Below are 25,077 nucleotides of genomic sequence, written 5' to 3'. Positions count from 1 at the left end.
GGCTACCACCAAACCGTCACGGCTAGGACAATTGATGAAGGCGCTGCTCACAATTAATGTCTTGCCGCTGTGCTCTACGGTGGCGCGGGCTACTAAGTGGTCGTGCAGGCGTACGGGGTGTAAGTAGTTGATCTTGAACTCCACGGTCGATACCAACTCCCCGGCGGTAAAGGCCAGTGAGAGAGCCGCCGCCCCTAGCGCCGCATCCATCAGGCCCGCCACCACTCCCCCATGGCAAGTGCCCGGCGACGACAGATGTTCTTCGCAAATGGCCATGGTATACACCACCTCGCCGGGCTGCGTCACCGTGAGGTTCATGCCATTGGCGCGGCCGTAGTTGTTGATTTGGTTATAGAGAGTTACCAGCGTGGCAATATCAGGAAGCTGTTCCATAGAGCAAGGAGGTGGAAGCAGAAAGGAAAATTAGGCATGCACTTATCGATACCTATGCCCACCCAAGTAGTGGGCAGCCGAGCCGAAGGTAACGGCTGGTAACTGAACCACGACCAACTTTTCCTGGCGAAGAAGTATCTTCCAGTACTGCATCTACTTATCTGTGCCCTATGCCTTCCCTGCCCCTCAAGTTTGCAGAATTCTACCCTCGTTACCTACGCGAACATAGCCGCCGTGGCACCCGGGTTCTGCATTTTATCGGCACCACCTCGTTTCTGGTGGCCCTAGTGCTGGCAGCAGTGTGGCAACGGCCGATGTTAATTCTGGTCGGCATAGTGGCCGCCTATGGTTTTGCATGGATAGGGCACTTTTTTGTGGAGCACAACCGCCCAGCCACCTTCCAGCACCCTTGGCTCTCCTTGCGCGGCGACTTTCAGTTGTATTGGGACCTGCTCCGCGGCCGAGAGTCATTTTAAGTTGCGAAATGCTCTTGGCTGGAAAACAGTAGGCAAACCGCCTTCACCTAGCTTCTCCGATCAATCATCAGCCAGTTGCTTGGTCATCAGGAAGTGAGGGATGCTGCCAAACAACGTGTGCGACGGCGCCTCTAGCGCGTAGCCTAGCCGCGTGTAAAACGGTACGGCCGCCTCGCGGGCGTGCAGTCGGATTTCGGTGTAGCCGAGCCGGCGCCCCGTTGTTTCTAGATAGTGCAGCAATTCCCTTCCAATGCCGCGACCCTGCCAAGCGGGCGCCACCGCCATAAACCGCACCTGTCCCCGCGCCTGCTCCGCCGATTGCAGCATGGCCACGCCCACGGCCGTACCATTGGGCGTGAGCCGGAGCGCGTGTACGGTAGCTGGGTCTTCGTCTTCAGGAACTCGTTCCGAGCCTGCGGGCTGCTGCCAGGGCTGCCGCAATACCTCGTAGCGCAGCCGGTAGTAAGCAGCCCACTCAGCGGGCGTTTGGGGAGAGCGAATTTTCATAAGTAGCAGAGCTAGACAGATCAAGCGGCAGCATTAGTGGCGCATGGTAGAGAAAGGTAATACTCGTTACAAGGAAGCTTGTTTTACTATTTCCAAGATGTAGGTGGCACCCGATTCAGGCTACTTTACTGCAACCGTGCATGGAGCCCTAGCTTTGCGCTGCAAGCCTATTGGTGCCGCTGGCAAATCATGTAATTACGCTCTCACCATATTCGCACGTCACCTTCCTACCTTTGCCCCGTACAAACCGGCGGGTCGGTTTGGCCTACAGCCCTCCCATTTCTCTTAACCTTCCATTCCATGGCCTCTTTTGATATCGTGAGCAAAGTGGACCCGCAAACGCTAGAAAACGCGGTGAACACAGCCAAGAAAGAACTACAAACTCGCTACGACCTGCGCGACACCAAGGGCGGCATCGACCTCGATAAGAAAGCCAACACCATTTTGCTTAGCTCAGAGAATTCAATGCGTGTTAAGGCCCTGGAAGATATTTTGCTGACTCGCGTAGTGAAGCAGGGTATCGATGGCACGTCGCTGGATTTCACGGCCGAAGAGTTGCCAAGCGGCAATCTGGTCAAGAAAACCGTCAAAGTCCGGGCCGGGGTTGATAAAGATGCGGGTCGCAAAATCATTAAGGCCATTAAGGACGCCAAGCTGAAAGTGGAAGCCCAAATGCAGGACGACCAAGTACGCGTTACGGCCAAGAAAATTGACGATCTACAAGCTGTTATTGCGTTGCTTCGCCGCACTGATATCGGCCAACCCTTGCAATTCGTGAACATGAAGAGTTGATAACTGAGTGACTGAAGTAGTAGATGGTTGTCGTTCAGTGGCTTTTTGAACAGTCAACTATTTACTTATTCAACAATTCAAGTATCAATTTTCAACAACTCAACCTTTCCCTAATGCATTTCGACTTTTCGGTATTCTCCAACCCCCAAACTTGGGTAAGTTTGCTCACGCTGACCTTCATGGAAATCGTGTTGGGAATCGACAATATCATTTTCATATCCATCATTGTCAACCGGTTACCACACGACCAGCAGGGCCGCGGCCGGACTATCGGGTTGTTATTGGCGCTAATTTTCCGCATCGGGCTGCTGCTAAGCATCTCCTGGATTGTGGGGTTGAAGTCGGCGCTCTTCACCCTGAATCTGCCGTGGATGGAAGAGCCGTTTGGCGTCTCGGGCCGCGACTTAATTTTGCTCGGTGGCGGCTTGTTTTTGATTGGCAAGAGCACCACCGAAATTCACACCAAACTGCAAGGCGAGGAAGAAGAAACTCATAGTGAGGGCAAAGCCAAGGTGTCAATGTCTAGCATCATCTTCCAAATCATCATCATTGACATCGTGTTCAGCTTCGACTCCATTCTCACGGCCGTGGGGCTGGTCGATAATGTGCTGATTATGATTCTGGCCGTTATCCTGTCCATGGGGGTAATGCTGGCTTTCTCGGGTGTAGTGGCCGATTTCGTGAACCGCAACCCAACCATCAAAATGCTGGCCCTCTCCTTCTTAATTATGATCGGGGTAATGCTGGTGATGGAAGCCTTCCACAAGGAAATCGAGAAGGGCTATATCTATTTTGCCATGGCTTTCTCGCTGGTAGTCGAAATACTTAATATGCGCCTGCGCAAAAAAACGCCGCCCGTTCACCTGCGCGAATCCCAGTACGACTAAGCTACCCTACCAGCGTGGTGCTCTTAAGCCCAACAAAAACGCCCACAATTTCCATTGTGGGCGTTTTTGTTGGAGTATTTGGTTGTTTGAATGCGAACAAGCGGTTCTTGAGTGGGTCGGCTCAGACCTACATTTAACTCAGTACCATCAGCAGTAAGATTACGGCCAAGACGGAAGCCACAATGGTTACGTTCACCCGGGCTGCATCGGATAAGTGTTTGACTTGGGTGGTGGCAGCCAACAGCAGCAGTAAGCCCGTGAAACCCAGCAGGCTACCAGACGTGGTGTGTACCGGCAAAGCAGTGCCGTCAGGCAAATATGCTTCGTGGACAAACTTGAAAAGCCAAGATGTTAGCACCCGGAAGCCCGCCGTGGAGAGTGGAATTTCTGCAACGGTGTTGAACTCGCCTTGCGACGTAACCACCCAGTTATACAGATTACCGGCCCCATCACGCGAGGTGCCAATGCTGATGAAAGTGGCCGTGGCGTAGTGCCGCAACATGAAAAAGTCGAGCAGAATTAGCACCGGCAGCACCGCCAGCCACTTTCCCCAGCGTTTGGCTTTTCGGGCGTATACAGGAAAGTTCAGCCGCTTTGGCACGTAGCTACGTCGCCGCCAGATGGGCGGCGGGGGCGGCCGACGGTGGGTCCGCGCAGCAAAGGACGAGGGTACCGAGTGCATCGGCCGTACCCGATTTCGGATTTCGCGCAGTTGTGTGTCGTAGAAGTAGCGGCGATTGGGCTCGCTCAGCGCCTCATACGCCTCGTTCACAGCGAGAAAGCGCTGGTGAGCAGCGGGGTCGGGTGTGCGGTCGGGGTGCGTGAGCAGAGCTAGGCGCCGATAAGCCCGGCGAATATCATCAGGGGTAGCTTGCTCACTCACACCTAACACGGTGTAGTAAGTGGTCATACCGCGCTCATTTTTACCACTGCTTCCACTTGTTCCTGCACCCGTTGCACCGCCAATTCCAGCAACCGGCGGTTTAGCTCGGAGCGGTGCTGCCGATAGAAATCCACCTCGGCATTGGTAAACAGGCCGCTTATCAGCCCCACCACCGTGTAGCGCAACTTCACGTTGCGGGTTAGCAACTCCGTTAGTAAACGTTGCTGGTCGGTAGGGGAAGCCGTGACTAAAGGCACATGATGGTCGCGTACAAAATCGGCTACTACAGCTAACAATAAGTCATTTTGAAGTTTGAGAATGGGTCGCAAGGTGTGGTGCAGGAAGTCGCCGGACGTGGCATTGCCACTGGCAGGCGCCGTAGCCACAACTGGGCGCAGGGCCAGCAGCGCGGCATCGGGTCGGGTACTAGATAACATTTAGAAGAAGATAACGGACGAGCTAATACTCTAAGTACGAAAAAAGCTGCCCAGCTTGGTTGTGGAGTTAGACAAGAGTAGAAAATAAACTTTCAGAACATGGGCCAGAGGCTAACTGGGCAGGTTTCGAAGCACTGCTCAGCTTCCTTCAACCCCTACCTAGTGAAGCACCTCACCGCCCCGACGCAGGAACGGTGAGTAGGACAGAAGCGAGATGCTTCGGCAATTAAGCGCTAACTCACGCAGGGCAACACCAAGCGCAGGTTCAGCACGCTAGCTCCTGCTGCCTCGCAGTAAAACAGCTTTCCGTTTCCTACGCTTCCCGGTTGGTAGTCCAGCCAAGCTTACTGAGGAAATCCCAGAGCACCACGCCGGCCGCTACGCTCACGTTTAAAGAATGCTTGGTACCAAACTGCGGAATCTCCACTGCCGCGTCGCAGAAGGCCAGCACTTCATCTTCCACTCCGAACACCTCATTGCCCATCACTAAGGCGTAGGGCCGCGCCGGATCGGGCTGAAATGTCGGCAGCAACTCGCTGCCCGTGGTTTGCTCAACGGCCACTAGCACATAGCCGGCGGCCTTCAGTTGCTGCAATGCCTCTAGCGTGGTGGCGGCGTACTCCCATACCACGGACTCGGTGGAGCCTAGTGCCGTCTTCGTGATTTCACGTTGCGGGGGCCGCCCGGTGATGCCGCAAAGCCAGATTTTTTCGATGGCAAACGCATCGGCGGTTCGAAAGGCGGCGCCCACGTTGTGCAGGCTGCGCACGTTGTCGAGCACTAGGGTGAGGGGGAATTTTCGCGTATTTTTGAAGTCTGCCACCGTCAGCCGGTTCAGCTCTTCCATCGAGAGTTTGCGCATGAGTGCAAAGGTAGGAACGCGCCCGTAGGTGGCTGATGTTAGTTGCTTGTATCCCGAAATGCAGCGCGAAGCTCCAGCTTCGTGCGTCGTTAAACGTCTTCGTTGCAACGATACCCGCACCGTCTGCTCAACGATGCGCGAAGCTGGAGCTTCGTGCTACATGCTGCCCCAGTGAAAACAAGTACTGCCGCCCCCGATAAGAAACCTATCCGCATGCACGGCTCACTCGGCCCCGCTCCCGTGGCCGACACGCCGCTCATGAAGCAATACTACCAACTCAAGCAGCAGCATCCGGGCGCGGTGCTCTTGTTCCGGGTCGGCGACTTCTATGAAACCTTTGGCGAAGATGCCGTGACGGCCTCACGCATTCTGGATATCACGCTGACCAAGCGGGGCGCGGGCACCTCTTCGGAAGTAGCCCTGGCTGGATTTCCCCACCATGCCCTCGACAACTACTTGCCCAAGTTGGTGCGGGCTGGGCAGCGCGTAGCCATCTGCGACCAACTCGAAGACCCCAAACTAGCCAAAGGCCTCGTCAAGCGCGGTATTACGGAGCTAGTAACGCCCGGCCTCAGCTTGCACGACAACGTACTGGAGCGCCGTTCCAACAACTACCTCTGCGCCATCCACTTTGGCAAGCAGGAAGCTGGCATTAGCTTCCTCGACATCAGTACCGGCGAGTTTCTGGTGGCCCAGGGAACCGTAGACTACCTCGGCAAGCTGCTCCAGAATTTTCAGCCTGCCGAAGTGTTATTTTGCAAGAAAAGCCGGCAGGAATTCGAAGGCCATTTCGGCCCAGACTACTGCCATTACGCCCTAGACGAGTGGGTTTTCGGCTTCGACTATGGCTACGAAACGCTCACGCGCCACTTCAACACCACTTCGCTAAAAGGCTACGGCATTGATGCGCTGCGCGAAGGCATTACGGCGGCGGGCTGCATCCTGCACTACCTGGCCGAAACCAAGCATACCGATGTGGCCCACATCGGTAGCATTGGCCGCCTCGAGGAAGATAAGTATGTCTGGCTCGACCGGTTTACCGTGCGCAATCTGGAACTGGTGCAGGCCCAGCACCCCGGCGGCGTGCCCCTTATCGACATTCTCGACCAAACCGTGACGCCCATGGGTGCCCGCCTGCTGCGCAAGTGGGTGGTGCTGCCCCTGAAAGAGCCCGCCCAGATTCAGCGCCGCCTCGATACGGTAGACGCCCTACTCCAGACGCCCGAGTTGCTGGAAAGCCTGCTGCTGCACCTGCGCCAAATCAACGATTTGGAGCGACTGATATCCAAGGTGGCCGTACGCCGCATCAACCCGCGCGAACTGTTGCAATTGGCTCGTGCCTTGGAAGCCATTACCCCCATGCGGGAGCAGCTAGCCGCTTCGGGCATTAAAGCCCTACTCAAATTGGCCGACCAGTTGAACCCTTGCACCGCCCTACGCGAAGAAATTCAATTGAAAATCAGAGTTGATGCTCCTCTACTCACCAACCAGGGTGGCGTACTCAATGATGGTGTAGATAAAGAGTTGGATGATTTGCGCGGTATTGCGTTTTCGGGCAAGGATTACCTGTTCCAGTTGCAACAGCGTGCGGTGCAGGAAACCGGTATTTCGAGTTTGAAAGTGGCTTACAACAAAGTATTCGGCTACTACCTCGAAGTCACCAACGCTCACAAAGACAAAGTGCCTGCCTCTTGGATTCGGAAGCAGACTTTGGTAAATGCCGAGCGCTACATCACCGAGGAGTTGAAAGTTTACGAGGAGAAGATCCTGCACGCCGAAGACCGACTGTTCGTCATCGAGCAAAATATCTACAACGACTTGGTGCTATCGGCGGCCGAGTATGTCACGCAGATTCAGCAAAACGCGCGTGCCATTGGCGTCACCGACTGCTTGGCGTCGTTTGCTGCCACGGCGCGGCAGCACCGCTACGTGAAGCCCATCGTCAACGATACTACGGCCCTAGATATTACGGCCGGCCGGCATCCGGTTATCGAGCGGCAGCTCCCCCCGGGCGAGCAATATATTCCCAACGATATTCACCTCGACCAAGAAAATCAGCAGATCGTAGTAATTACTGGCCCAAACATGGCCGGTAAATCGGCCCTGCTGCGCCAGACGGCCTTGATTGTACTGCTGGCGCAAATCGGTTCCTTCGTGCCCGCCGACGCGGCTGTCATTGGCATCATCGACAAGATTTTCACCCGCGTCGGAGCCTCCGACAACTTGAGTAAGGGCGAAAGCACGTTCATGGTGGAGATGACCGAAACGGCCAGCATCCTCAACAACCTGTCGGACCGAAGCCTCGTGCTGATGGATGAAATCGGGCGCGGCACCAGCACCTACGATGGCATCAGTATAGCGTGGGCGCTGGTTGAGCACTTGCACAACAACCCCAAGGCTCGCGCCAAAACCTTGTTTGCCACCCACTACCACGAGCTAAACCAACTGGCCGACGATTGTCCGCGCGTCCGCAACTACAACGTGGCCGTGCGCGAAGCTGATGGCCGTATCTTGTTCTTGCGCAAGCTCCAAGAAGGCGGCTCCGAGCACAGCTTCGGCATCCACGTGGCCCGAATGGCGGGTATGCCCACTTCGGTGGTGTTGCGGGCCAACGAAATCATGCACCACCTGGAGCAAGAGCGTGCCAGCGCCGGCCTCGACACCGACGCCCCTACCGAATTCGACGAAGTGTTATCCGGCCTTGACGAACAGCAGGAAGGTGCAGTATTGCACCTGAATGGAACAACTGATTCTGTCACCAGCCAGCGGGGGCCTGTGCTTCAGCCCGTGGCAGCCGTTCATAATGCGCCCCGTCCGAGTTTGCAACTCAGTATGTTCGAGCCCGCCGACCCAGCTATGGAACGGGTACGAGAGTTGCTTCAAACGCTGGATGTAAATACAATGAGCCCTATCGAAGCCCTCCTGAAGCTAAACGAATTAAAACTGGCGCTAGGCAGCAAGTAACGTTGGAGTGCCACACCACACATCGGTAGTGAGCGGCACTGCTACAGTCCGCTGCGAATAGCAGCTGTTATTAGCTACTTCAACTAGGAAACGTCTTTCTTGACATGAAGCGCTAAAATTTTTCTTCCTGAAAATCAGTAAAAAACGTTCAAGAAACAGTAGGAATCAGACATTTTTCGAGCCTTACTCTTGACAACCCGATTTCCTGTAGTACCTTTGTCACACCAAAACGCCACTACGGTGGCTGACTCAAGCGAGAGTAGCTCAGTTGGTAGAGCGCGACCTTGCCAAGGTCGAGGTCGCGAGTTCGAACCTCGTCTCCCGCTCAAAGAGGATGTTGCCCCGCAACATCCTCTTTTTGTTTTTGGCAGCTTAGGTTAGGTCTTATACCTTTGCGCAGCTACCAAAATGCCGGAGTGGTGGAACTGGTAGACACGAGGGACTTAAAATCCCTTGCTTTCACGAGCGTACGGGTTCGATTCCCGTCTCTGGTACTAAAAACCCCCTTTACATTGCGTGAAGGGGGTTTTTATTTGCTTGGGGTACAACATGGGGTACTGATGGCTGATTAATATTTGTAAATGTTATCCACAGAAGCTGTTCATGGTTGAACACCAAGTAAATTTACTTGTAGCCAAATAATTGTTGAATTGTCCTCATATGGAATCTATCGTTAGCTTAATCAAACGCTTAAACCAAACGGATGAAACCACTAGTCTAGAGGTTAAGCGTGGGCGAGCAATCGACTATTCAGTGATGGAAACGGTATGTTCCTTTTCGAACGAACCAGGCTTAGGTGGAGGTCACATATTGTTGGGCGTAGCAGAAGCAGTAGGAACTCTGTTTCAAACTTATGAGATAGTAGGTATTAGCGACCCTGATAAATTGCAGCGAGACTTAGCCAGTCAGTGCGCGCAGATGTTCAATCAACCTGTACGGCCTGATATTGCAGTAGAGTCTGTAAATGGCAAGAATGTACTCAGTATATGGGTTCCAGAATTACCCGACGGACAGAAACCACTGTTCTTTAAGAGGGATGGATTACCAAAGGGAGCCTTCCGTCGCATTGGCTCAACAGATCAACACTGTACTGAAGATGACATGGTTGCCTTTTATGGTAGTCGTGAAAGCTTTGACGGGCAAGCTGTGCGCGGAAGTGCTTGGGGTGACGTGGACGAACAGGCAATAGAATTATACCGGACACTGAGGTTGCGTGTTAATGCTAGTGCTGAAGAGTTGTCATACTCTCCCCAAGATTTATTGCGATCCCTCGGGTGTCTTACCGCTGCTGGTGAGTTGACTTATGCTGGGCTTCTCCTGTTTGGTGCGCGAGCCGCATTACGACGTTTACTGCCGATGTTGCGCGTAGATTATATTCGCGTGCAAGGTACTGAGTGGGTAAGTGATCCAGATGCTCGTTTTACAACTACTGACATGCGCGGCTCATTGCTCTCGTTGGTATCCCGATTAGCTAGCGCTGTAGCTGAGGACTTACCACGGGGCTTCTTATTACCCGAGGGGCAGATACAAGCAGAATCTGTGGGATTACCAGGAAGGGTTTTACGAGAGGCTCTTGTGAATGCCCTTATGCACCGTTCATACCGGCTTCATACTCAACCAGTCCAAGTTATTAGGTACAATAATAGAATAGAAATAATTAATCCGGGGTATTCTCTTAAACCCGAAGACCAACTAGGCGAACCAGGATCCAGACCTCGCAATCCATTTATAGCAGCCGTTTTTCATGACACCAACCTGGCGGAGACAAAGGGTAGCGGAATCCGTACCATGCGTCGATTAATGGATACCGCTGGCATGGTCCCCCCCACCTTTGAATCAAATCACTCCGCTGATCAGTTTACTACACGTTTGCTACTGCATCACTTTCTCAATGAAGAGGACTTGCGTTGGCTGCGACACTTCCAAGGTTATGATCTGAGTGATAATCAAAAGAAAGCACTGATATTTCTGCGTGAAGTAGGTGCCGTAGACAACTTGGTTTTTCGGCAATTAAATGGGTGTGATCCTTATCGGGCTAGTGCTGAACTTCGTGCTCTTCGAGATGGCAACGTTTTAAAGCAACAAGGTAAAGGACGAGCCACCTATTACGTGCCTGGACCAGTTCTCATTGCAAGGCTAGCTACTCCTCTTAGTGTAGAACCTGTAGTACTTAGTGTAGAACCTGTAGTACTTAGTGTAGAAGCTTCGGCCCTTAGTGTAGAACCCCTGGCTCCTAATGTAGAACCCCTGCCCCTTAGTGTAGAAGCTACCTTACCTATTAGCTTGAAAAAACGTATTACTGCCTTAGGCTCTAGGAGTAACAATCGTGAAGCATTATCAGGTGTAGTATTGGATTTGTGCGCGTATCAACCGTTTACACTGCGTGAATTACACCAAATACTAGGTCGCTCAATAGGTTATTTGTTCACTGGTTTCGTCAAACCTTTGATGCAGCAAGGCAAACTTAGTTATACGATTCCTGATATGCCTAACCATCCAGACCAGGCTTATTGCGCTACAAAGAGTTAACATGAATTGAATATTCTGCTCCTTCAATCCGAGTAGCCAGTCATGTATTTGAGGCAAAGGTAGTCCGCTAGGATAACGCTGAGTACCAAGTATTAATCTTAAGAATTGAATAGTATGCTAACTATTGTTGGTGGAACGTACCGCGAAATATGCCACGATCCACACTGGAATGAACTACATGGTTCAGGCTTTCGTGCAGCAGAGGCATTGTCCACCCATGTTCCATCTATACGGCTTGTCACTTGCGTAGGGCCGCAGGATAAAGAAAATTTGGAAGCTGTATGCTCGATGTACAGTATTGGTTTAACTGCAATACCTGTTGAGCAGACCGTTACATTTGAGTACACTTACCCTCTTTCGCTACAACATTATTTCTCTGCCGAGTTTAAACAGCCAAGGAAGATTCTGCCAGAAGTCGTAGACGACAATATCTTGCTCTTTAGCTTAATCGAAGCCTCCATAGCAGTGAAAGGAAAGCGAGTGGTATATGATCCTCAATCAGGAGACCCTATTTCCTTCAGAAGTACTGGTTCCACAGCGGAACACTTAGCGCTAGTACTCAATAGCCGTGAGGCACGTCATCTTTATGGACAACCTGATGCGAATGACTTAGCGCTTGTTGGGCAAAGCTTACTTGCTAGCGAAGGGGCCGATGTAGTGGTAATCAAGAATGGCGCGTACGGTGCATTGGTTATTGAGCCTTCAGGTGTGCTGACTATACCTGCCTTCGAAACCCGCTCTGTTTTCTCTATTGGCTCCGGCGATATTTTTTCAGCTGTGTTTGCTTGGAAGTGGCTACACGAGCAGCGCCCAGCAGCCGAAGCGGCATTGCTTGCCTCGCGCCTTACGGCGCAATACTGCCAATTTAAATACCTGCCTCTTCCGGCAGAGCCCGACGAGGATTTTGCGGCTATATCTCCTAGCAAAGCGCCAAAAAAGATTTACTTAGCCGCACCATTTTTCAATCCGGCTGATCGCTGGATGATTGCTGAGTGCCGGGATAGGTTATTAGAATTCGGCAACAGGGTTCTCTCGCCTTATCACGACATTGGCATGGGCGAGGCCGAACACGTTGTTCCTCAAGATATTGCGGCTATCGAAGATTGTGACACTGTATTTGCTCTCTTAGAAGGCTTTGACCCAGGCACCGTATTCGAAGTTGGATATGCAAAGGCGCTAGGTAAAAAAGTGATAGCCTATAGTATCAATTCCCGTGTGCATGACCTTACCATGTTCTTAGGAACTGGCTGCATAATAACGCATGATCTAACAACGGCTATTTATAAGGCTTCTTGGTAGAGAATATTACCAAGCGCATACTTATTCCAATATGTACTTGTACTTTGCGATATACTATCTACCCAATGGCAAAGCAATTACTCTCCGCCCACAACCTCACCGACGAAGAAGTGCTTAAAGAATTCGTCAAGCGCTTTCAGTGTGATGGTGCAGTCTTGATTTACTTGGATGAAGGCACAGAAAGCTGGTTTGGCCGGTGGCGCAACACCGATGGCCGCCACTGGGTGCGTGACTTTCTCAACCGCATGCAACGTGATGTACAGCAGGCTCTATCCAGCAGCGAATCAGATGAAGGTACTACTGTTGCCTTTTTGAAATAATAGTAATTCATTCAATTAGCATATAGTTAAGCTTACCATGGGAAACAATAAGAGGTATATTGACTCTGGCGATTCTAACAGCTCTGGATCTACTGCTGGCAGTAATTCCAGAGCTGTTGCAACTACAACATCAGGCGGTGGAGGCGGTGGTGGATACTCTAGCGGAAGTAGCGGTAGTACCAACACTGGTGGAAGCACCACTACTGGCGGTAGCGGCGCTACCGATGGTAGTGGTGCTGGCAGCAGTGGCAGTGCAGGAGGGGGCAGTGGTGCTGGCGGCGGCGGTAGTACTAGTGGAGGACCAACTAGCGAAGAATCCTGTGAAAATGTTAACTTCAGAACCACTGTATCAAATCCCAACATTCCAGCCATCCAGAAGACTAGTCTTGGTCAACCTTTAATTATTAAGTCTGATGGTAGCAGACCATTGGTGATGAATGATAACGATGAAGTTTGCGGCACTATTACAAAAGAAGCCAGTCGACTAGTGAAGTGTATTCGTCAAGGCTACCGTTTTGTAGCTGTTGTCTTAGTAGTTGATGGTGGAGCATTCGAAGTGCGAGTACAGAATGCTTCATAATAGGTCCTTCTGCATATAATTCTTTACCTCGCACACTATGAAATTAGCCTTACTGCTCTCGGGCGGCATGGATTCTATTGCCTTAGCATATTGGAAAAGACCAGATATCGTCGTTACTGTTGATTATGGACAAGTGCCCGCGCAAGCTGAAATTCAGGCTTCTAGAGCAGTGGCGGAGGCCCTTGGGACACAACATGAAATTGTTCAGGTTGATTGTCGGGCCCTCGGCAGCGGCGAGCTGGCGAACAGTGCGCCACTACTTAAGGCTCCCACGCCGGAATGGTGGCCTTACCGCAACCAATTACTTATTACCCTAGCTGCTATGAGGCTCAGTAGTTATGAGGTAGCAGAACTGATGATTGGCACCGTAGCTTCCGATCGCTCCTCTCACAGGGACGGGCACGAAAAATTTATTAGCCTCATGAACCAGCTCATGAGCTTCCAAGAAAATGAGCTCAGAATCACGGCACCTGCCATAGCACTATCCACCGTTGAGTTGGTAAAAGCTTCTGGCATACCACGCTCGTTGCTGTGTTATGCGCACTCCTGTCAGAAGGCAAACCTCACCTGCGGAGAATGTGGCGGCTGCCAGAAATACCGAGCCTCTATGCAGGAGTTGTATAGGTCTGAGGGGTTGCAATACTGATTTTTACAACACTTCACCCTGATATTCTTTCTGTTATCTGCCTAGGAGGCAGCTCGATAAGCTTTCCACAAAGCAGACAAACGACCTGCACTTTCGTCTCTTACTCCGCTTACTTACTATAACCATAAAGTCCACCAAACACATTATAGAATGTATAAAAAGCTCCGTTTTGAGACAGGGCTTTTTATTTGTTATTTCTTCTTAGTGGGCGAGGACTTTTTTTGTCAGCTGCTTGAGCCAGAGCGGAAGCCGCAACACTCTTCACTTTAGCTGAGGTCTTAGGATTGCTTAAGAGTTCTGAAGCTTTTTTCGCGACCGTTTTTGAGGTCTTTTCATTTTTAGCCATTGTTCTGTTTATTAATGCTGGTTAAGCGAACAATTTTCTATTGTACCTGCTGGTACTAACTCAAACAGACTTTACTGTTGCCAATTTTTACTGGTCTAATACTGCACTTTTTTATGCTTGCCATACTGGTTCCTCCCAGTAACTGGATTCACATAGCGGCCTCCTTTATGGGTCTTGGGGTCTTGCTGCCCTACGTATGTACCCTCATGACTTTCGGTGTGGGTGCTACCACTGTAGACAGGAGCCGAGTAGCTAGAGGTTGAGGGAGCCGAATAGGTTTGAACAGGTGCGGAGTAGGCTGCTTTGTTCGCGCTATAACGCATATCCGGTGTCCCATCCTTCTTGGTTTGTGCATTGGCCGAGTAACATAGTAAGGCAATGATGGCAAAGAGTAATGTCTTTTTCATCTGTGGATAGGGTTTTAATCGGCGCAATTTTGCGTCCATTGAATAGACTATAAGAATACGTATTAGTATATCATAATCAAACTGTTATTGCTTGAGTTGGCCCTAGGCAATCGGCTTCATGCAGACTCTATAGATCTGCTACGCTTGAATCTGTCAGTCCCAAAGCATTACGCACACAATACGTCACCACCTCCCTACCCACTCGTTGCTCCTCTTCGGGGTTCTCAATCAGATAGCGATCCACGATATAACCAGCGGCCTGCGAAGGGCCAAGCAAATGCCAAGCATTGCGGGAGATAGATACTTGCGCGGGCTGTTCATCGAACAAGTCACGTTGAAAGTGAAACACCACGGGGTCCGCCGTCGCATCTTCCACATGGGCACCTAAGACAAAGCGAGCATTCGACTCCATAGCAGTTAAGGGTAAGCAGTGACAGGTAATTAGGCTACTAGATGCGAGGTAGGCGAGGGCCGTCCATGTTGATGTGCCACAACTCTTTAAAGTCAGTGGTATAGGCGGGGGTGCGCTGTTGCTTGCGGCCGGCCCACTCCGCTCCTTCTGAACTTTTGTAGACACGCGCTATAGCAAAGCTTACAGTCCCCGTACCATAGCGGGTATTGAGCTTGTCGAGGTCGGCCATTAGTCGGTCCCGCTGCTTAATCTTAGCAGTGGGCTCGAATAGGCTGAGTTGCTGCTGTCCGGCTACTTCCAGCCCATCAAAGACTACTCCGGCCTTCTTGAATTGCGTATTGGGTAGCCACAGGCGCTTCAATGCCGTGCGGGCATAGCGTATGAGTTCTGCCGTGTCACTGGTCGCCACCGGCAGATTAAGTGTAGTAGAGAAAGTGTAGGGCGGCGGCTCGGTGCCAAAGCGGTTTTTGCTGATAAAGACCGTGAGCATGTTCACAGCGGAGTCTTGCCGTCGTAGCTTCTCCGCAGCCCGCGTGGTAAAGGCTGCTACGGCCCCTAACACGTCGGGGTAAGCAGACAAAGGCTTGCCGAAGGTGCGGGTACAGGCGATGATTTGGCGCGACAACGTGCCATCTTCGCTTGGCGCCAGGGTCAAACAGGGCACGCCTTGCAGTTCCCGCACGAGCCTTGCTCCCACTACCCCACCTAAGTGCTTCCGTGCCCACCCTTCCGACACGGCCGCTAGGTGTGCCGCCGTGGTAATGCCATGCGCATGCAGTTTAGCCGCGTACTGCTGCCCGATGCCCCACACGTCCTCCACCGGCACTTGCGCCAACGCCCACTGCCGTCTTTGCTCGGAGTCGAGGTACAGCACGCCGTTCAGAGCGGGTACCTTCTTGGCGACGCGATTGGCTAGCTTGGCTAGGGTCTTGGTGGGGGCAATGCCGATACAGACGGGAATATGGGTGCGCTTGCGTACCTGCTGGCGAATGGTCTGAGCAAAGGTCGCTAGGTTGCCGTGGTAGCGTTCCATGCCGCGCAAGTCCAGGAAGGCCTCATCGATGGAATACACCTCTACTTCGGGTACCATCGAACTCAGGTAATGCATGACACGCCCCGACATATCCCCGTAGAGGGCGTAGTTCGAGGAGAATACCCGCACGTTGTGGCGCTGCAACTGATCCTTGACCTTGAAGTACGGTTCGCCCATGCGCAGGCCCAACGCTTTGGCTTCTGCGGAGCGAGAAATCAAACAGCCGTCGTTGTTGCTTAGGACCACTACTGGCTGGCCTTCGAGATGGGGTTGGAAGGCCCGCTCGCAGCTCACGTAGAAGTTGTTGCAATCAACTAACGCGAACATAGCTCGATTGGCGGCCGCGCCGGGTTTCCGTGACTACGTGCGTGACCACGCCCCACACGTCGAACGAATCAGGCTCCGTAATCTGGATTTCGGGGTAGGAGGGATTATCCGGCACGAGCCACCATGAATCCGGCCCACGCTGGACCAGCCGCTTGACGGTGAACTCGCCTTCCACCACGGCAATGACTACGTCGTCGGGTTGATACTGCAAATGGCAGTCCACGGCCAGCAGTGCTCCATCCCGGATGCCAGAGTCCCCACCCGTCATACTATCGCCCATCACCCGCACGAGGTAGGTGGAATCGGGGTGCGGCAGTAGCAGGCGGTTTAAGTCGAGCTTGATGCCCCGGTGGTCTTCGGCAGGCGAGGGAAAGCCAGCCGGAACCAAGGAATCAAAGAACAGCAGCCACAGGGGCTGGCGGGTAACGGGCAAGAGAACGAGTTGGCACATAGCAGGACAGCAAGAGGTGTGCTGCAAGTATACGCGTTACTAAATTAGTTAGCCAAAAAAATTCTAATAAAGTTGTAATATACAAGAGTTGTTGTAATAATATGTACAAATTCATATAATATTATACGTTGTTTATAAGAGGCTCAAGCGCAAAGCATGTAAACGTCGATTCCAGGCTATATCATTTCTCTTTACTGCCAGACAAGTAAGCTACTGGGATTAATCGGCGCAATTTTGCGCCAATTGGTAAGCTATAAGGATACGTATTTGATTATCATAACTAAGCCAATAATGTTGGCAAATGGAGAACTGATAATGCATTAAAAATTAACTTATGAGCACTTCTTAAATGGAGCAATAAATAAACAGAGTACAGATTAAGCAGTCGGCAAGGTCTATAATAATCCTCCTTTCTGTAATGACCTATCACTTGGTTTTGCTGGCAATATATTTCCAAGATTCGTTGGCATACTATCATAAAATTGCTTTGCAGTCTCATAAAGACTTCCTACCGCAACAGCAGCGCTCAGCCTAGCCTCATCGTCTTTTGCTTCCTTAAATTGTTGATTTGCTGGGGTGGTCGAGTAAAAACAGACAGTGCGCTAAGATAAGCGGAGTTGAAAGTCGCGTTCAAATTGGTGCGGGGAGCGGTAGCCGAGCGCGGAGTGGCGCCGGTCGAGATTAAAATACGTATCGAGGTAGTAGGCGACCTCTAGCCGGGCTTCTTCGAGACTGGCAAACGCGCCGCCGTACGGCAACAAGTCCGTTTTGAGCGTGCTCCACCCAGCCTCGGCCTGGGCATTATCGTAGGGGTTACCCGGCCGGCTATAGCTGGCCAGTGCCTGGGCTTTTTCGATGCGCGCCCGGCACGCCGCGCTAGTGTATTGACTGCCGCGGTCGGCGTGGATAACTAGACCAGGAGCCGGTTGGCGCAACGTCAGGGCCTGCTTCAGGGCGGCGAGCACTAGTTCAGTGGGCATCTGCTGGTCGAGGTGCCAGCCGACTACACGCCGCGAATAGGTATCACGCCAGGTCGCCAGATAGCACCAGCGCCTGCCCACTAGAGGCAGGTAGGTGATGTCGCCAACCCACACCTGATTCGGGGCAGTAGGGGCAGGTTGACCGAGAAGCAGGTTTTCCGCCACAATAGTTGCTGGGTCGGCAACGGTGGTACGCGGGCGCTGTGGCCGCGTGCTGAGCGCGCGCAAGCCGCGCCGGCGCAGCCAGGTGCGCAAGGCATAGCGCCCAACGGCGTGTCCTTCAGCGCGTAATTCTGCCCGCAAGCGGCGGGTGCCGTAGCGCTGGGCATGGCGTGAAAAGGCGGCGGTGGCCGCCGGCTCCCAGCTGGGCAGCGGGCGCGCTGCTCGGCTCCGCCACTGGTAATAGCCTGCGACACTGACTTCCAGCACGCGGCAAAGCACCTGCACCGGCTCGGCAGCCGCCACCTGCTCAATGAAGTGGTAACGGCTCATAACTGAGGCGGTTGCGCAAAGATGGTCACGACTTTTTTTAAAATATCACGCTCTTGCTCCACGCGTTTGAGCTCGGCGCGCAAGCGCTTCACCTCTTCGCGCTCCGCACTACTAGGCACGGCTTCGGCTAACGCCTGGCGCTGCCAGCGGCCCAGCAAGGCGGGTGACAGGCCCTGGGCGCGGGCCACGTCGGTTTGCCGGGCCCCGGCGGTCACCTGGCGCACGCACTCGGCTTTAAAGGCAGGCGTGTATTTTTTGCGGGTCAGCGGCGAGCCGCTCGGAAGTATTTTGTCGGGCATGGGCAGTGGAAGATAAGACTTCACACTGTCTGTTTTTACTCGACCACCTCATGCAACAGTCACCTGATAATCAATTGAGGAAACTTGCTTGGCGAGCAATCCCATCTCTATATAGAGACCTGGCTGTAGAGCGGCTAGATATGCTTCGGCAACGACCTCTTCTCTGAAAAGCTTTTTCATATCGGCGTTATAGTTAGCAATGTCATTAGTGGAAAACACCTTCGGCTCATGCAGACCAATCCATGTCAACCACATTATGGCTTGATTTTGAGCGGCTAGTATTTTTGCCAATGTAGCCGCCGCAATCCTTACCTCATTAATTGATTCGTGCTCTAACGCTTTTTCCCACTTCTCCCTTTCCAATGCTTGCGTTTGATTCCACTTATCCTTTTCCAGTTCCCATTGCCGATTAGTGGACCATCGCACTCCTAAGAGCGCTAGCCCTGCTCCTAACAGAGTTCCTAACAAACTCGATAAGATGGACGCTATTTCAGACTTTTCCTTGGTCTGATTTAAGTAGTAGTCAGTTTGCGCTTTAATTAATTTTTGACTTAGCACATCAGATTTAGTGCTATCTCCTTGTCCTAAACAAGTCAGCGAAGTCAGCAAACTCACCAATATCAGAAGCTTTCTCATCGGTAGTTCCTTGTTAAGGACAGTTTAGATCTTGAGTTCTCCCAACGCTTGCCCCTTTTTTCAAACAAGTTGAAGTGGTACCTGTAGCATCGCCTGAATAAGATAATTGATTACTAATGATCCCATTGCCCCGTCTGCCGCTCCCGTTCCACCTGCTGCGCTGATTTCGGTTTTTCTATATCAATAATACCAGCCCGGTGTAGCATGGCAGTCACAAGCATGGCAACTAACAGGAGCCAAAAATAGACGCGTATCTTTTGGGCCGACCAACCGCCACCATAGTAATCGTTCATAGTCTTATTTATTCAATAATTAGTTACTTCTTCCCTCGCTTACCGCGTTGCTTCCGGGGTAGGGGCGCGGATATATACTTCATAATCTCCAAGGCGAATTCCGCATCCTGAACTCCGCTCGTATCATCGAGGGCCTTCAGGAGAAGAATAACATAGAAATCATCGCCCTCAATGGCAGCAATCTTGGCTCGATAGGCGAGGGTATAGAAGGCCGCCGTGTCGTAGTCGGTTTCAGCAAGAACGCTCTTATCCTCACTCAGTAGGTAGTACCGGTTAGTAACGATGTTGGTGTGGAAGTAGACGCTACGCTCCGGCTGCTCAACTCTCAAACGGCAGAGGAGCACGGCAAATTCCTCTCCGGTTACTACGTGATTCGCCCCCATTAGAAGACAAGTTTAGCCGTTTCTGCTCTCTGAGGCTAGTAGACGAGGTTAAGAAATGAGTGCAGCAGGAGGCTTTGTAGGAAGAGCATCGCAATGAACGGAGGTATGGCATTAGCCCCAACTGAGCCATCCCCACAACGCGAGGGCCGCTGCCACTAGCCCGAACTTCCACACCCATCTGGGTAGGCCACCGTTATCAGGGCTGGGTGCTGGTGGTCTTCGCCGGGGTCATTGTGGAGCAGTGGTGCCCGGAAGCGGTTGAAGCCGGTGGGCCAGTCGGGTTTGTCAGTGGCCATTTAGAGGTTGGGTAGCTTAATCTGATCGGTATAAGCTTCGAGTGGGGCCGTACTGACGAAGGCGTGGCAGCGATGTAGGTAGTTTATCTCTGGATCATAATATACCTCGGCGAAGAAGCTGCCCATGTGATAAAGGTTAATACGGTCCTCTTTCTCCCCATAGCGCATAGCTAAGTAGGTGCCTTCCATGAAGACAATGGCTAATTGCTCTGTCAGGTCTAGGCGGTTGAAGGCGTAGAAGGACGGAATAGCCATACCTAAGAATACGAAAAAGCCCCGACACACATCAAAACTTTTTCGTTTCTTGGACGATGGCCCTGCTTTCCTTCAATGCCTTCAACCAGCTTCGGGAGAAGACGCAACTCACGTTAACGTTAATGCAGGGCACGTTCTTAGCGAAACGGTTTGACGAAGAGGGCAACCGGTTTAGTCTCTACTATATGGACACTTTCTTTGTCGAGGTCTATTACGACGACCTCATCTACCAGGCTCACCGCTGCCACTCCTTCGTCAGCACCGCGCCGCTCGAAACGTACCTAGCTTGGATACGCCTGCCGAACCTGTGAAGTGGAGCCTCCAAGCCGAAGCCTCACTTCAGTAGCGAGATCAGCCAGCGCCACGCATGCAGGGCGCACCAGCCCATGCTCAATAGGATGAGGGTGGCAATCAAGCGGGCCAAGTGCTCTTTGAGTAGTTCTTTCTTCTCGTGGAAATAACGCATAAGGATAACCGTCCTAAAAGCCCGACCGGCAGACCGGCGTTTAGGCGTTCGCTAGCTGATTGAGACAAGATATCTCCTTCCGACGTGGCGATCAAGAATCTGGCTCTTTTTCAGCCAGTTGCTGTACTAGCTACTCCCTGTGCCCGCGTTATTTAACTGAGTAAAAGGGGTGTTTTGGGTGGCTGATTTACCGTCCAGCAGTGCTCCCGCTGGCATGACTACCACGGGCAGTTGAGCTTCCCCGAGCGGGTGGTTATTACGAAAAGGTGCTATGTTGCACGCCTACGACGGAATGCCCAGCGAACCAAACTGGAAATGAGCTATCTCCCTTCGCCCGAAAAATTAGAAAGCCTCGGCTTTACCAAGTCCTCCAGGGCAATCAAGCGGATTATGTATACCAGTAAGCAGGCCTATGGGCGCGGTCTTTTCATCCGCCGTTCCGTGCACCTGCACCCCGCGCATGGCCGTTTACGCTTGCTCGACTATCAGCGCGGCGCGGTTACGGTATTTGATGGCTGCTGCCCGGACGAGGCATTTTTTGAGCGGTTGCTACAGGCGGTGGGGTGGATGCCTGCTTAACAAGACGCTTAAACTGACGCAACCCTGCAAATTTGCTCCGTCCATGCTTCTACTCAATGAACGGTGTGACAGGGTAAAGTTCTGTAGCTGAGCTTGCTTACATCGTCTGGGAACAATATTTTTACTGCATAATTTCTGTTTCTTCTCGGATTTCTGCTAGATGGCGAACCTGCAACCACCTTCCTTACTGGCGACCGTTCAGGGCCGACAGCACGCTGTTACTGCCGCGCTCCGTTTCACCGAGGGAACTGCTTTAGCCCCATCCGAACGCGAGATGTTGCTGCTGGAACGCTTCGTGCACGGTGACTTAACCCTGGACCAAGTACTGAACTGCTTGGAAAAGCCGGATAATGAGGCGTTGTGTGCTTAGTGCCAGCTTCCCAGTGCGTGAGGCAACAGACGCATTCCGGCCAGTCCTCGGGCATTCCACTGAGTCGGTAGCAGGGCTCGATGCTCTGCCCAATTTGGCAGGCCGAATGGCTGTGGTAGGCATCAACCACCCCGATACCCCTCACCAAGGAGTAAAAGGGGTACTCTCTCCTCATAACCATATCTATTGGAAAATATAGATACAGTTGAGCTTATATTTTGTTTTAATAACCAGCATCTGGCTATTTCGGCAGTTGGGCAGATTTCTCGTGAATTCCGCGTAACGCCCGCACTTCTCCCCAACTCAATTCTCCCTTGACGTAACGTCCGTACAGTTGAAGAGTGTAGGCCGACGCCTTAGTAAAGAGTCCGGGACAAACCGCTTCCATCTTCTTTAGGACGGTGGCCCGCTGCTCAGTAGTTTGTGCTTGGGGGCCAAAGCGGGAATCGTGGGTCATAAAAGCTGACGGAACAGAAGGGAGAGAAGCTGAACAGTAAATATAAGAATCACTTTGATAAAATACCCTGAGCTAAGTACTAATTTAACAATACCAACAAATACTTAGATTTTGCTAACTGCTTATTATGCCTATCCCTCACTACGCCTTTCGCGCTCTGCCCTTCGATCAGCAATTGTGCTCGTTTGGAATGAAGGGCAGCACTTGGCAATCCGCTACGAGGAAGAAGATACTATTATCCTCTACTACATGGCTGGCAAATTCTTCGTGGAGTTGTATTACGACCACGTAGCCAACGTGCTGCAAACAGAGTTACGGACCTTTACCAGCAGTAACTGCTTGGAGGCTTATACTGGTTATATCAAGCTGGATGATTTAGCATTGGATTAGATTCAATGCCATAAAAAGCACTGATTTACTGCGCGTTTGACATTTCGATCCTAATCAGTGTATGCTTGGATGAGCTGTTTTGGAAACCCCCTTTTGCGGGTTCTAAGCCGTATCTTTAGGTATGGCAAGCGTATCATTTCCAAACTATAACCTCATAGCCGGTCAAGCCGGTACGGGGGAAGCCTTCCTCCTTGGGCCGGGTCTCGGGCCGCTGAATCTAATCCGTCAGCAAGACGCCCTGAACCGAAAGAATCAGCAGGCCGAAATGGCAGCCAAGCAGCAACGGGAAAACAGGGAGCGGCAAGACTTGCAAAAGTTGCGGATGGGCCTCACTACAAAGGGCTTTCTGCCCTTCACGGCCGAACTACAAGCTACTGCCAAGCGCACATATGACGAGATGAAAGCTATTTCACTCAACCCGTCTATGGACCGAGGCACCCAGGAACTTGAGATTGAGAAGAGGACAGCTGACTACAAAAGCAAGGCGGAGTGGACTACACTGGTCGAAAACCGCTTCAAGGACATTACGCAGCTCTCCGCGAAGGATAAGCGTTACAATCCGGCTGCTGTTGATACGGCTCTGTACAAGAGCCTGGATGATGAGCAAGGCAACCGCCTACCTATTGCCGGCTTCAACCCAGATAAGCTTAATACGGTACTGGAAAACCCGGATACCTTCAACCGAAACGAGGTGGCTTCCAGCTTTCTGGATTCACTAGCCGAGGCGGACAGGTCCACCAAAACCAGTGCTGCCCGTCCGGGTAGACTTGGGCAGAGCAACACAGCAGAGTCTAACTTCTTCGAGGTGGAGAACGGGGCGTTCAAGCTGGACCCCGCTACCGCCAATCGCATTCCGCGTACTGACCGGCCGGAAGTGATTGAAGCGGCCAAGCGTGACCCGTTTGTTTCCAGAATCATCAACCAGCAGATGCAAGCGCATGCGGGCAAGGTGAATGCTGTGGTAGAGAAAATGCGCAACCTAGAGCCTCTGACGCCAGAGGAACAAGACTTAGTGGAACGGGAACAAACGGGGCAAAAACAATATGCCAACTACTTAAACGAGTTGCTGTTGCCCCATGCCTATCAGCGGTCAAGCGAGATACAAACGTATTCCCGCCCTCTTCCAGTGAAGGCCGCACCACAACTCAAGGCAGCGCCCAAGCGTCCTGCCAACGAAGTAATGGCAATACCTACGGTTGGCTTCCAGGCCTCTACCTATGTACCGGAGGCCACAGGGCGCTTTGGGCAAATGAAGAAGGCAATGGGCATCACCCCCTCTGTTACCACAAACCACTACCCGACCGTAGGAGTAAGTTTCGGCAGCGCAAGCAGGCCCTATGCAGAGGCAGTAATCGACAACCGGGAGGCAGAAGTAGTAGGCGAAAATGGAAAGACTACCCGCGCTGCTCTTGGTAATGGCAAAGTGCCGATGCAAGTTGTTGGCCGCGACTATGTACTGTACGTCAATGGTAAGCGGGTAGGCCGCAAAGAAGCTTTTCGCAACGATTCGGAAGCCTACAACTATCTATTGAGTAGTATCGAGCGGCTGACACCAGAGCAGGCCCGCAAGGCAGAGCTACGGGCCGAATATCGGGGTACGGTACTCGATAAAACCAAGACGGCCAACGACGGAGCCGGGGGGCAACCGAAGCCTACGGGTACAAGTACCACGACGGGCGCTGCTACGTATGACACGGGTATAAGTGAATCCCGCCTATCCGTGATTGCGCCAGCCAATCAAGCCACCGACGCCCAACTACAACAGGCCAGCGGGGGCAAGTGGAATCCACGCCAGCCCACCAAGCAACAGACCCGTGCTATCGAGGCGCTGACTCGCAAGGGCGGGCGAGTGGTAAGCCCCTACGGAACACAGCAAGGCCAGCCCACCACGCCGAGTAAGACAGTAGGCAGTAAGGACGTGCTAGGGTTCGGCAATCCGTCACGAGGAGGCAATATTTACAAGGCCGCTGGCACTAAGCCTACTGGTGTCGATGGTGTTACCTCTCCTGCTGATAATAGGCGCGGCGGGCTATACTAGCTAAAGCCCGCATCAAGGTAGTTAGCCGATGCAAAATTGTTTTGGCGAAAGTCTGCACCACTAGCAAATCCCTAGATTTTAGGGAGTTGAAAAAGACCAAACAATTTTGCACTGTCCTCTTTAATCAGCGCAATTTTGCGCCCATTGACTACCCTCCATAAGGTGCCCAGTCAACCGGCGGAAGGATAGCCCGCTTACGCCCGTAGGCCACACAGTCAGCGCGGCTATACATATACCGACTACTACCCTCAGTGCGTGGCAGGTAGGCAATCGGCAAGTCGCCCTTGTTACGGTGCATCCGAAACCAATTCTCACTTCTGCCGGCCAATACTATTGCCTCTTCTAAGGTTATCCAATCGGATTGACCAGCTTTGAGCACTTCTACTTCCTGCTTCAAAATTTGGAGAAGGTTCCACATTCGCTGCTGTAGATCATCCACCTCCTTTTTCGTGTATACTTCTACCATAACTAACTTGAGGGAGATATGCTGTTTCTGCGACCATACGCTACGCAGTCAGCTCGACTATACATGGTGCGCCGACTGCCTTCGGTGCGGGGGAGCATAGCAATAGGGAGCTTATATAGCCCGCGC

At 52.3% G+C, this 25,077-nt stretch carries 30 protein-coding genes and 2 tRNA genes; 15 read left to right on the top strand and 17 right to left on the bottom strand.

All coding sequences use genetic code 11. From position 1 onward, the window contains the following. On the bottom strand, window positions 1-393 hold a 393-nt coding region (locus ACFE7X_RS01455), incomplete at its 3' end, for a PaaI family thioesterase (RefSeq protein ID WP_375433874.1). Window positions 394-563: 170 nt separating this feature from the next. On the opposite strand from ACFE7X_RS01455, the gene ACFE7X_RS01450 reads away from it, so the two are divergent. After that, the gene (locus ACFE7X_RS01450; RefSeq protein WP_375433873.1) at window positions 564-869 is read left to right on the top strand and encodes an Mpo1-like protein; all 306 of its coding nucleotides are present in this window, start codon (window positions 564-566) and stop codon (window positions 867-869) included. A gap of 60 nt (window positions 870-929) precedes the next feature. Here ACFE7X_RS01450 and ACFE7X_RS01445 read toward each other — a convergent pair whose 3' ends face one another. After that, window positions 930-1,376, bottom strand: coding sequence for a GNAT family N-acetyltransferase (locus ACFE7X_RS01445; protein WP_375433872.1), 447 nt, complete (start codon window positions 1,374-1,376; stop codon window positions 930-932). 300 nt (window positions 1,377-1,676) lie between these two features. Between ACFE7X_RS01445 and ACFE7X_RS01440 the strand changes: the two genes are divergently transcribed. Further along, on the top strand, window positions 1,677-2,168 hold the full coding sequence (locus ACFE7X_RS01440; RefSeq protein WP_375433871.1) for a YajQ family cyclic di-GMP-binding protein: 492 nt from the start codon (window positions 1,677-1,679) through the stop codon (window positions 2,166-2,168). Window positions 2,169-2,281: 113 nt separating this feature from the next. Beyond that, the gene (locus ACFE7X_RS01435; protein WP_375433870.1) at window positions 2,282-3,055 is read left to right on the top strand and encodes a TerC family protein; all 774 of its coding nucleotides are present in this window, start codon (window positions 2,282-2,284) and stop codon (window positions 3,053-3,055) included. 133 nt (window positions 3,056-3,188) lie between these two features. On the opposite strand, the gene ACFE7X_RS01430 is transcribed toward ACFE7X_RS01435, so the two are convergent. The 3 genes from ACFE7X_RS01430 to ACFE7X_RS01420 form a co-directional block, all read right to left on the bottom strand. Beyond that, on the bottom strand, window positions 3,189-3,965 hold the full coding sequence (locus ACFE7X_RS01430) for a J domain-containing protein (protein ID WP_375433869.1): 777 nt from the start codon (window positions 3,963-3,965) through the stop codon (window positions 3,189-3,191). After that, entirely contained in the window at window positions 3,962-4,375 is a 414-nt protein-coding gene (locus ACFE7X_RS01425) for a hypothetical protein (protein ID WP_375433868.1), read from the bottom strand. Before ACFE7X_RS01425 ends, ACFE7X_RS01430 begins: the two co-directional genes overlap by 4 nt. 313 nt (window positions 4,376-4,688) lie before the next feature. Next, window positions 4,689-5,237 (bottom strand): RNA methyltransferase, encoded by a 549-nt coding sequence (locus ACFE7X_RS01420; protein WP_375433867.1) that lies wholly within the window; start codon window positions 5,235-5,237, stop codon window positions 4,689-4,691. Between the two features lie 213 nt (window positions 5,238-5,450). Between ACFE7X_RS01420 and mutS the strand changes: the two genes are divergently transcribed. The 8 genes from mutS (at window position 5,451) to ACFE7X_RS01380 (ending at window position 13,575) form a co-directional block, all read left to right on the top strand. Then, window positions 5,451-8,201, top strand: a complete 2,751-nt coding sequence (mutS, locus tag ACFE7X_RS01415; protein WP_375433945.1) for a DNA mismatch repair protein MutS — start codon at window positions 5,451-5,453, stop codon at window positions 8,199-8,201. 253 nt (window positions 8,202-8,454) lie between these two features. After that, window positions 8,455-8,527: transfer RNA gene (locus ACFE7X_RS01410), tRNA-Gly, on the top strand. An 84-nt stretch (window positions 8,528-8,611) separates the two neighbouring features. Next, window positions 8,612-8,695, top strand: a tRNA-Leu gene (locus ACFE7X_RS01405). A gap of 166 nt (window positions 8,696-8,861) precedes the next feature. Beyond that, a complete protein-coding gene (locus ACFE7X_RS01400) occupies window positions 8,862-10,730 on the top strand; it encodes an ATP-binding protein (protein WP_375433866.1) in 1,869 nt (622 codons plus the stop codon). Window positions 10,731-10,844: 114 nt separating this feature from the next. Then, window positions 10,845-12,029, top strand: a complete 1,185-nt coding sequence (locus ACFE7X_RS01395; protein WP_375433865.1) for a PfkB family carbohydrate kinase — start codon at window positions 10,845-10,847, stop codon at window positions 12,027-12,029. A 65-nt stretch (window positions 12,030-12,094) separates the two neighbouring features. Beyond that, window positions 12,095-12,349, top strand: a complete 255-nt coding sequence (locus ACFE7X_RS01390) for a hypothetical protein (RefSeq protein ID WP_375433864.1) — start codon at window positions 12,095-12,097, stop codon at window positions 12,347-12,349. Window positions 12,350-12,465: 116 nt separating this feature from the next. Then, on the top strand, window positions 12,466-12,750 hold the full coding sequence (locus ACFE7X_RS01385; protein WP_375433863.1) for a hypothetical protein: 285 nt from the start codon (window positions 12,466-12,468) through the stop codon (window positions 12,748-12,750). A gap of 216 nt (window positions 12,751-12,966) precedes the next feature. Further along, window positions 12,967-13,575 carry a 7-cyano-7-deazaguanine synthase gene (locus ACFE7X_RS01380; protein WP_375433862.1) on the top strand — a complete coding sequence of 203 codons (609 nt, stop codon included), beginning with the start codon at window positions 12,967-12,969 and terminating at the stop codon, window positions 13,573-13,575. Between the two features lie 184 nt (window positions 13,576-13,759). On the opposite strand, the gene ACFE7X_RS01375 is transcribed toward ACFE7X_RS01380, so the two are convergent. The 11 genes from ACFE7X_RS01375 to ACFE7X_RS01325 all read right to left on the bottom strand — a co-directional run bounded on the left by ACFE7X_RS01375 (window position 13,760) and on the right by ACFE7X_RS01325 (window position 20,185). Then, window positions 13,760-13,921, bottom strand: a complete 162-nt coding sequence (locus ACFE7X_RS01375) for a hypothetical protein (RefSeq protein WP_375433861.1) — start codon at window positions 13,919-13,921, stop codon at window positions 13,760-13,762. 534 nt (window positions 13,922-14,455) lie between these two features. Next, entirely contained in the window at window positions 14,456-14,740 is a 285-nt protein-coding gene (locus ACFE7X_RS01370) for a hypothetical protein (protein ID WP_375433860.1), read from the bottom strand. 37 nt (window positions 14,741-14,777) lie between these two features. Continuing rightward, window positions 14,778-16,100: a Y-family DNA polymerase gene (locus ACFE7X_RS01365; protein WP_375433859.1), complete on the bottom strand. Its 1,323-nt coding sequence runs from the start codon at window positions 16,098-16,100 to the stop codon at window positions 14,778-14,780. Beyond that, window positions 16,084-16,551, bottom strand: a complete 468-nt coding sequence (locus ACFE7X_RS01360) for a LexA family protein (RefSeq protein WP_375433858.1) — start codon at window positions 16,549-16,551, stop codon at window positions 16,084-16,086. The genes ACFE7X_RS01365 and ACFE7X_RS01360 overlap by 17 nt, the downstream gene beginning before the upstream one ends. Before the next feature lie 602 nt (window positions 16,552-17,153). Then, window positions 17,154-18,023, bottom strand: coding sequence for an IS3 family transposase (locus ACFE7X_RS01355; protein ID WP_375433857.1), 870 nt, complete (start codon window positions 18,021-18,023; stop codon window positions 17,154-17,156). Further along, on the bottom strand, window positions 18,020-18,322 hold the full coding sequence (locus tag ACFE7X_RS01350; protein ID WP_375433856.1) for a transposase: 303 nt from the start codon (window positions 18,320-18,322) through the stop codon (window positions 18,020-18,022). The genes ACFE7X_RS01355 and ACFE7X_RS01350 overlap by 4 nt, the downstream gene beginning before the upstream one ends. Window positions 18,323-18,370: 48 nt before the next feature. Beyond that, a complete protein-coding gene (locus ACFE7X_RS01345) occupies window positions 18,371-18,958 on the bottom strand; it encodes a hypothetical protein (protein ID WP_375433855.1) in 588 nt (195 codons plus the stop codon). A 113-nt stretch (window positions 18,959-19,071) separates the two neighbouring features. Next, window positions 19,072-19,251 (bottom strand): hypothetical protein, encoded by a 180-nt coding sequence (locus ACFE7X_RS01340; protein WP_375433854.1) that lies wholly within the window; start codon window positions 19,249-19,251, stop codon window positions 19,072-19,074. Between the two features lie 23 nt (window positions 19,252-19,274). Next, complete coding sequence (locus ACFE7X_RS01335; RefSeq protein ID WP_375433853.1) at window positions 19,275-19,580, bottom strand: hypothetical protein; 306 nt, start codon at window positions 19,578-19,580, stop codon at window positions 19,275-19,277. 209 nt (window positions 19,581-19,789) lie between these two features. Next, entirely contained in the window at window positions 19,790-19,930 is a 141-nt protein-coding gene (locus ACFE7X_RS01330; protein ID WP_375433852.1) for a hypothetical protein, read from the bottom strand. After that, window positions 19,931-20,185, bottom strand: coding sequence for a hypothetical protein (locus ACFE7X_RS01325; protein ID WP_375433851.1), 255 nt, complete (start codon window positions 20,183-20,185; stop codon window positions 19,931-19,933). It abuts the gene before it with no gap. Window positions 20,186-20,241: 56 nt separating this feature from the next. Here ACFE7X_RS01325 and ACFE7X_RS01320 point away from each other — a divergent pair, with 56 nt between their 5' ends. Next, a complete protein-coding gene (locus ACFE7X_RS01320) occupies window positions 20,242-20,496 on the top strand; it encodes a hypothetical protein (RefSeq protein WP_375433850.1) in 255 nt (84 codons plus the stop codon). Between the two features lie 23 nt (window positions 20,497-20,519). Here the strand turns inward: ACFE7X_RS01320 and ACFE7X_RS01315 are convergent, their stop codons facing one another. Then, the gene (locus ACFE7X_RS01315) at window positions 20,520-20,651 is read right to left on the bottom strand and encodes a hypothetical protein (protein WP_375433849.1); all 132 of its coding nucleotides are present in this window, start codon (window positions 20,649-20,651) and stop codon (window positions 20,520-20,522) included. A gap of 315 nt (window positions 20,652-20,966) precedes the next feature. Here ACFE7X_RS01315 and ACFE7X_RS01310 point away from each other — a divergent pair, with 315 nt between their 5' ends. The 3 genes from ACFE7X_RS01310 (at window position 20,967) to ACFE7X_RS01300 (ending at window position 24,485) form a co-directional block, all read left to right on the top strand. Further along, a complete protein-coding gene (locus ACFE7X_RS01310; RefSeq protein WP_375433848.1) occupies window positions 20,967-21,230 on the top strand; it encodes a hypothetical protein in 264 nt (87 codons plus the stop codon). A 1,004-nt stretch (window positions 21,231-22,234) separates the two neighbouring features. Further along, complete coding sequence (locus ACFE7X_RS01305) at window positions 22,235-22,447, top strand: hypothetical protein (protein ID WP_375433847.1); 213 nt, start codon at window positions 22,235-22,237, stop codon at window positions 22,445-22,447. Between the two features lie 121 nt (window positions 22,448-22,568). Then, on the top strand, window positions 22,569-24,485 hold the full coding sequence (locus ACFE7X_RS01300; protein WP_375433846.1) for a hypothetical protein: 1,917 nt from the start codon (window positions 22,569-22,571) through the stop codon (window positions 24,483-24,485). Window positions 24,486-25,077: the final 592 nt, after the last annotated feature.

It is taken from the genome of uncultured Hymenobacter sp. (assembly GCF_964242765.1).
Classification (GTDB): Bacteria; Bacteroidota; Bacteroidia; order Cytophagales; family Hymenobacteraceae; genus Hymenobacter.
Note: the sequence above shows the minus strand (reverse complement) of the source record. Positions and strands in the feature narration are given on the sequence as shown.